The sequence below is a fragment of the Streptomyces alkaliphilus genome (genome assembly GCF_014141535.1).
GTDB lineage: Bacteria > Actinomycetota > Actinomycetes > Streptomycetales > Streptomycetaceae > Streptomyces > Streptomyces alkaliphilus.
Map to the genome: position 1 here is coordinate 1 of NZ_VKHT01001550.1, position 747 is coordinate 747.

A 747-nucleotide genomic window follows, 5' to 3' on the forward strand; every position below is an offset into this window, starting at 1 on the left:
CCCCACCGACCCCCTCGGTGAGCTGCGCGAACGCCCCTCACCGGTGGGCATGATCGCCATCGAGCCGGCCACCCGCCGCCGGATGCGGATCAACGGTCGGGCCGTCCCCACCGGTGAAGGGCTCCGCGTGGACCTCGACCAGGTCTTCGCCAACTGCCCCAAGTACCTCCAGAAACGACGACACCGCTTCCTCGACCCCGGCGCCGGGGGAACGGCGGCGGGACCGGGACCGGTCACCGACGGCACCACCCTCACCCCCGCCCAGCGGGAAACCATCCGGCGGGCGGACACCTTCTTCGTCGCCACCGCCTCCGACCGGGGCGACGCCGACGCCTCCCACCGCGGGGGCGCCCCGGGCTTCGTCCGGGTGCTCTCGCCCACCGTGCTGCGCTGGCCGGACTACACCGGCAACGCCATGTTCCTGACGCTGGGCAACCTCGAACTCAACCCCGCGGCGGGCCTGCTCTTCCCCGGCTGGGACACCGGAACCGCCCTCCACCTGACGGGCACGGCCCGAACCGTCTGGTCCCCGGCTCCCGGCGAGGAGCCCTTCCCGCCGGGGGCGCGGCGCCTCGTGGAGTTCACCGTCGCCGCCGTCCGGGAGGTCGCCCGCGCCACCCCCCTGCGCTGGAGCGAACCCGCCTTCTCCCGCTTCAACCCTTCCGTGGCCTGAACCCCGCCCCGGTGACCACCGGGGCCGCGCCCTCGACCACGGCCCCTCATCACGCCCGCCGGGCCGCGCCCCCC

The 747-nt window shown here is 75.4% G+C and carries 1 protein-coding gene; it reads left to right on the top strand.

Annotated features, from left to right (window positions below; genetic code table 11):
- Window positions 1-673 (top strand): pyridoxamine 5'-phosphate oxidase family protein (locus FNQ90_RS25610; RefSeq protein WP_182608487.1); only part of this gene is annotated, 673 nt, incomplete at its 5' end.
- Window positions 674-747: the final 74 nt, after the last annotated feature.